Raw genomic sequence first — 6,575 nt, 5'->3', positions numbered from 1 at the left:
CACGAGTTCGGGTTCCAGCTGCTGCTGGCCGCGCCCGAAAACGTGATCGACCTGTCCCGGCACCTCGGCTCCGTCACCGAGATCCTGCGGGACAAGCGCACCAACCGCTCGGGCGTGCTGACGGCCCCGGTGATCGCGCCGCAGGCCGGGTCCGGGGGCCAATGGCGGTCCGAGGCGAACCCCGTGGACATCGTGCTCCGCTGATCCCGGCTTTGGCCGCCGTCACGAGCCCGACGATCCCGGCAGATGTCACGAGCGTCTCGCCTGCCCGCCGCCCCCGCCCCGGCGGCGACGAGCTCGACGGCGGCCGGCGCCGAAACGCCGTCGTCCGCTCCCGCCGCTGCCGCCCTCAACAAGTACACGATCCCGGATGGGCGCCTGTCCTTTGAGTACCCGGCGGATGCGCCTTCCGCCTCGCGTTCGGCGACCGTCTTCGATGCCAGTGGCACCAAGCAGGCCACCGTGTACGCGGGGCAGGCCGCCGACGGGGTGACCCATCCGGTAACCAGGACAGTCTTCGAGTCCGAACCCGTCCCCGGCCTCGCGCAGCAGCCTGCTCTTGCCGCCCACTATTCGTTCTACGTGGACCGAGCGGGGGATATCACCACGTACCGCATGCACCTGACGGCGGGGGAACCGACTGCGGGGGACGACTCGCGGATCGATGGGATCATCCGGGTGGGAGACGGAGTGCTGGTCGCCGACGTCAAGTTCATCGAGAATCCTTTTGCCAGCGACGAGGCGGCGAAGTCGTGGCTGGTCAGCGACGAGGGTGACGCCCTCAAAGAGTTGCTGCTGACCATGTCCTACCGCTGACCGGCGCTGCTTGAGCTTGTCGGAGCGGGGCTCCGGCAAGCTCAAGCGGCGGCCCGCCAGCCGCTCGATCCGGTCACGACGCCGCATCGTGACAATTACGTGACGGAATGCTTGCTTAATTCATAGAAGGATAGGCTAGCCTTACTTGGGTTCAGATCGTTGACCTAAGGAATTCCATGCCTCTCCCTGCCCCGAGCCTCACACCGTGCACCCTGCCCAGACGCGGCTTCCTGCGCACCTCCGGGAAAACGGTGGCCGTCCTGGCCGCCGTCGCACTTGCGCTGGCGGGCTGCTCCACAGGCCCTGCTGCCTCCGGCGCTGCCGACAACACCAGCCAGTCGCAAAGCTCCGCCTTCCCCGTGACCATCAAGCACGTCTTTGGCGAGACCACCATCGAGTCCCAGCCCCAGCGCGTCGTCACCGTGTCCTGGGTCAACGACGACGTCGCGATTGCCCTGGGCGTCGTCCCGGTGGGCGTCCCCAAGAACGCGTGGGGCGGCAACGCGCAGGGTTCCACCCCGTGGAAGGACGCCGCGCTCGAGGCGCTGGGCGCCGGCTTCGGTTCGGACAAGGCCCCGGTCCAGTTCTCCGAGGCGGACGGCGTTAATTTCACTGAAATCGCCAAGCTCAACCCGGACGTCATCCTCGGCGCCTACTCCGGCCTCACGGATGAGGACTACAAAAAGCTCAGCGAGATCGCCCCGGTCGTGGCTCAGCCCGGGGTGGCTTACGGCACCAACTGGCAGGACTCGACCAGGATCATCGGCCAGGCCCTGGGCAAGGAAGCGGAGGCCAAGAAGCTCGTCGAAGACACCGAGGCCACCATCACCGAGAAGGTCTCCCAGTACCCGCAACTCGCTGGCAAGTCCTACATTTACGGCAACCTGGATCCTGCTGCGACAGAGCAGATCGGCCTGTACACCGCCAACGACAACCGCCCCCGTTTCCTCAACTCGATCGGCATGAAGCTGGCCCCCGTGGTTGAGGAGAACTCCAAGGGATCGAGTGAGTTCTACATTCCGTGGTCCGCGGAGAAGGCCAACGAGCTTGAATCCGACATCTTCGTGACCTGGGTCGCCGACGACGCCGCGGCCCAGGCAGTCCAGGCCGACCCGCTCATGGCCCAGATTCCCGCCGTCAAGAACGGTGCCCTCGTGGCGGATTCAGACAACACCCTGACGCTGGCCATCTCCGCCGCTTCCCCGCTGAGCCTGCCGTGGTCTCTGGACGCCTTCCTGCCGCTGCTTGCCAGCGCGGCGGATAAAGCAGCGAAGTAGGCACCGACCATGAGTCCAGGCACGACGACGGCGGCCACCGGCGCCGCCCGCCGCCCCCCGCCCTCCCCGGAAGCCCGGGAACATCCGGCCAGCCCCCTCCGGAATTCAAGCGTCCGGCGCGCCCCGGCCGGGGGCAAGCAGGCGGCCTGGCTGGCGGCCGCCGCCGTCGTGCTGCTTCTGGTGACGGCAACATCACTGGCCGTCGGGGCGAGGGGGGTGGCCCTCGGCACCGTCTGGCAGGCGCTGACGCAGTTCGACCCGGCCAACGGCGACCACGCCGTCATCCACGCCCGCATCCCTCGCACCGTCCTCGGGCTGCTCGCCGGCGGCGCGCTCGGCCTGGCCGGCGCCGCCATGCAGGGCGTGGCGCGCAACCCCCTCGCCGATCCGGGCATCATCGGCGTCAACGCCGGCGCCGCGCTGGCGGTGGTCACCGGAATCTACGTCTTCGGCGTTTCCTCGCTCGCCGGGTACATCTGGTTCGCCTTCGCCGGCGCCGCTGCGGCCGCCGCCGTCGTCTACCTGATCGCCTCACTCGGCCGGGACGGCGCGACGCCGGTGAAGCTCGCCCTCGCCGGTGCCGCCCTGAGCGCCGGACTGTACTCACTCATGAACGTCATCCTCGTCTCCAGCCAGGACACCCTGGACCGCTTCCGCTTCTGGCAGCTCGGCGGCATCGCGGGCCGCGACTGGTCCGTGGTGCTGCCGGGCCTGCCGTTCCTGGCCCTCGGCGCGGTGATTGTGCTGGCCGCGGGCCGGACCCTCAACGGCCTCTCCCTCGGCGACGACATCGCCCGGGGCCTCGGCCAGCGCGTGGGCCTGGCCCGCGGGACCACGGCGCTGGGCATTGTCCTGCTGTGCGGCTCGGCGACCGCCCTCGCGGGGCCCATCGGCTTCGTGGGCCTCGTGGTCCCGCATGCCGTCCGTTTCCTGGCCGGCCCGGACTATCGCTCGATCCTGCCGCTCTCGATGGTCCTGGCGCCGGCGCTGCTGCTGGCCGCCGACGTGATCGGGCGCGTCATCCTGCCGCCCGGCGAAGTCCCTGCCGGCATCATGACGGCGCTTATTGGCGCGCCGGTGTTCGTGTGTCTCGTCCGCCGCGCCAAGGGAGCCGGACTATGAGCTCCCCCCTGCGCGAGCGGACACTTCAGGCCCCCATTGCAGCGAAAACCGGGCGCCAAGTGCCCGTTCGCGCGTCCGTCCTCCGCGCGGTCCGCAACCGGACCGCCGTTCTGGCCCTCGCCGTTGTGGTCCTTTTCGCGGCCAGCGTGCTGCTGGGCAGCTACACCGTCACCGTTCCCGACTTCTTCAAGATCCTCGCGGCCCACTTCGCCGGCGGGCCGAAGATCCCCGGCGCGAGCTTCATCGTGATGGAAAGCAAGCTGCCGCGCGCCGTCGTCGGGACCCTGACCGGGGCCGCCTTCGGGCTGTCCGGCGGACTGTTCCAGACCATGCTGCGCAACCCCCTGGCCAGCCCGGATGTGATCGGCATCAGCTACGGCGCCAGCGCCGCCGCCGTCACCGCCATCGTTATTTTCGGGGCCACCGGAGCCGCGGTGTCCGGCGCCGCCCTCGCCGGCGCCCTGGGTGTCGCCGCCGTCATCTACGCCCTTTCCCGCGGCGGTTCCGCTGGCTCGGGAAGCGGCCGGGGCGACGCCGCGGGCAGCCGGCTGATCCTGGCAGGGGTCGGCATCGCCGCGGCACTGCACGCCGTCGTCAGCTTCCTCATGACGCGCGCGGATATCCGCACCGCCGCCGACGCCCTCATCTGGCTCAACGGCTCGCTCAACTCCGCCAGTTGGGACCGGGCATCGGTGCTCGGCCTCGCCCTCGTCGTGCTAGTTCCGGCCGTCGTGGTCCTCGCCGGCCCGCTGCGCATCCTCGAACTCGGTGACGACGCCGCCGCGGCCCTGGGCATCAGGGCCGGTCCCACGCGCCTTGCCATTGTCGCCACCGCGGTCGCGCTCGCGGCGGTGGCGACGGCGGCAGCCGGCCCGGTGGCGTTCGTCGCCTTCCTCGCCGCTCCCGTCGCCCGCCGCTTCGTCTGCAAGGCCAGCCTTCCGGCGTCGGCCCTGGCGGGCATGCTGATCGTCCTTGGCGCCGACTACTTGGCCGCCAACATCGCCCCGCTGCTGCTGGGCGGCGCCGTGCTTCCGGTTGGCGTGGTCACCGGCGCGCTGGGCGCCCCGTTCCTGCTGTGGCTCCTCGTCACGTCCCGCCGAAAGGATGCCTGAGATGGCAGTTCTGCACGCCACCGGCCTGACCCTTCGATACGATCAGCGCACCGTCATCGCAGGTCTGTCCGCCGGCATCCCCGAGGGCAAGGTGACCATGATCGTCGGCGCCAACGCCTGCGGTAAGTCCACCCTGCTCCGTGGCCTGTCCCGGCTGCTCAAGCCCGCCGCCGGAATCGTCGCCCTGGACGGCAAGGACATTCACACCCGCCCCGCCCGCGAGGTCGCCCGCACCCTGGGCCTGCTCCCGCAACACCCGACGGCGCCGGACGGCATCACGGTGCGGGACCTAGTGGGCCGCGGCCGGTACCCGCACCAGGGCGTCTTCCGCTCCTGGCGCGCGGGCGATTCCTCGCACCATGACCTCGCGGTCCAGCGGGCGCTGGCGGCGACCGGAACGCTTGAGCTTGCCGCTCGGAACGTGGACGAGCTCTCCGGCGGGCAGCGCCAGCGTGTGTGGATCGCGATGGCGCTGGCGCAGGAAACGGAGGTGCTGCTGCTCGATGAGCCCACCACCTACCTAGACCTCGCCCACCAAGTCGAGGTGCTGGACCTGATCACCGATCTGAACCGCACGCGCGGCACCACCTTGGCGATCGTGCTGCACGACCTCAACCTTGCCGCGCGGTACTCGGACCACGTCATTGCCATGAAGGACGGCCGGATTGTGGCCGAAGGAGCCTCCGGCGACGTGATCACCGCGGAGCTGGTCCGCGAAGTGTTCGCACTGGACTCCCGAGTTGTACCGGATCCGGTCTCCGGGACGCCGCTGGTCATCCCGCTCGGCCGCCACCACGCCCATTCCGAACCCGTCACGTCGGCGCCCGCCGGCTCGATCCCAACCCTGGAGCTGGTCCCATGACTGCAGCACCGCACAGCACGGCCCGCGCCGCCGCGGGCGTAAGAGAGCCGGCCGCCACCGGACCCATGACCCTCGCGTTCGCGGTCCAGGTCACGGCGGTCCAGCAGCTTAGCCCGAACTTCCGCCGGATCACCCTCGGCGGCTATTCACTGTGGAGCTTCGGCGTGCACGGCAGCACCTTGGACCTGCGGGTCAAGCTCATGATCCCGTCCCAGGCCGCGGACGGCACCGCAGTGCCGCTGCCGGAATTCCGCACGGAGCAGGCCGGCTGGTACCGCGAATGGCTAACCATGGACCCGGCCACCCGAGGCTCCATGCGCACCTACACGGTCCGGCAGGAGCGACTGGACGCCGTCTACCCGGAGCTCGACATCGACTTCGTGCGGCATTTCGATGAGACGGGCAACGGCGGCCCGGCCGCCAACTGGGCACTGAATGCCAAACCGGGGGACACCCTGACCCTGATCGGGCCCAACAACCGGGCCGCCCACTGCGTCACGGCGCAAACGTACTCCGGGATCGAGTGGCGGCCGGGCATGGCCGAGCGGGTGCTGCTTGCCGGGGATGAGACGGCGGTTCCCGCCATCGGCGCGATCCTCGAAGCGCTCCCGCCGTACATGAGCGGCCACGCCATCCTCGAGGTGCCCGAGGCCGGCGACTTCCAGGACCTCCACACCGAGGCCGACGTCGAGATCACCTGGCTGGCGCGCGGCGCTGCGATCGGGCGCTCGCGTCCGCACGGCACGCTGCTGCAGGAGGCGGTCCGGGCCGCCGTGCCTGTCCCCGGCTGGGTGGGCATCAAATTCCCTGAGCGCGCCGCCGGGCCCGAGCCCGAGGACGTCAACGTGGACCAGGAGATCCTCTGGGAGACGCCGGCCCGGATGGATAGCGCCGCGATCGGCGCCAGCAAGAATCCGGACAAGCCCGCGGGGGCCCTGCCGTTCTACGCATGGATCGCCGGGGAAGCCGGGGCCATCAAGGAGCTGCGGCGCTACCTGGTGCGGGACGTCGGGATCGACCGCAAGCAGGTGGCGTTCATGGGGTACTGGCGGCAGGGGAGGGCTGAGGTCTAGCCGGGACGCTCCCTTACATGCTGCGGCCGGGCTTCTGGCGGTTAGCTCACCTGCTGTGCGGTGCTTGTTAACCCCGCTGTTCCCTGTCGGCCGTTTGGGGCCGGTAGCGTAACCACGTGCCTGTAAACCCTTTGCTTCCGAACCGGAACGGGCGGCGGGTTTATGTTGCTTTGGGGGATTCCTTTACGGAGGGGGTGGGGGACCGGAGCGAACGCCTGCCCAACGGGGGGCGGGGGGGGGCGGACCGGGTGGCGGAGAAGCTTGCCAAGGCGGAGCCGGGGTGGGAGTACGCGAACCTCGCCATCCGCAGCAA

Annotated in this window: 7 protein-coding genes; all 7 read left to right on the top strand. The window is 70.0% G+C overall.

What is annotated here, in order from left to right:
- Positions 1–204 (top strand): hypothetical protein (locus VFE05_21030; protein ID HET6232573.1); only part of this gene is annotated, 204 nt, incomplete at its 5' end.
- A gap of 42 nt (positions 205–246) precedes the next feature.
- On the top strand, positions 247–816 hold the full coding sequence (locus VFE05_21025; protein ID HET6232572.1) for a hypothetical protein: 570 nt from the start codon (positions 247–249) through the stop codon (positions 814–816).
- A 251-nt stretch (positions 817–1,067) separates the two neighbouring features.
- Positions 1,068–2,093 carry an iron-siderophore ABC transporter substrate-binding protein gene (locus VFE05_21020; GenBank protein HET6232571.1) on the top strand — a complete coding sequence of 342 codons (1,026 nt, stop codon included), beginning with the start codon at positions 1,068–1,070 and terminating at the stop codon, positions 2,091–2,093.
- A gap of 9 nt (positions 2,094–2,102) precedes the next feature.
- Positions 2,103–3,215, top strand: a complete 1,113-nt coding sequence (locus VFE05_21015; protein ID HET6232570.1) for an iron ABC transporter permease — start codon at positions 2,103–2,105, stop codon at positions 3,213–3,215.
- A complete protein-coding gene (locus tag VFE05_21010) occupies positions 3,212–4,327 on the top strand; it encodes an iron chelate uptake ABC transporter family permease subunit (protein ID HET6232569.1) in 1,116 nt (371 codons plus the stop codon). Before VFE05_21015 ends, VFE05_21010 begins: the two co-directional genes overlap by 4 nt.
- Position 4,328: 1 nt before the next feature.
- Positions 4,329–5,189 (top strand): ABC transporter ATP-binding protein, encoded by an 861-nt coding sequence (locus tag VFE05_21005; protein ID HET6232568.1) that lies wholly within the window; start codon positions 4,329–4,331, stop codon positions 5,187–5,189.
- Positions 5,190–5,254: 65 nt separating this feature from the next.
- Positions 5,255–6,262, top strand: a complete 1,008-nt coding sequence (locus VFE05_21000; protein ID HET6232567.1) for a siderophore-interacting protein — start codon at positions 5,255–5,257, stop codon at positions 6,260–6,262.
- The last annotated feature ends 313 nt before the right edge of the window (positions 6,263–6,575 follow it).

The organism is Longimicrobiaceae bacterium (assembly GCA_035696245.1).
GTDB lineage: Bacteria > Gemmatimonadota > Gemmatimonadetes > Longimicrobiales > Longimicrobiaceae > DASRQW01.
This window is presented reverse-complemented; position numbering and strand designations above follow the sequence as displayed.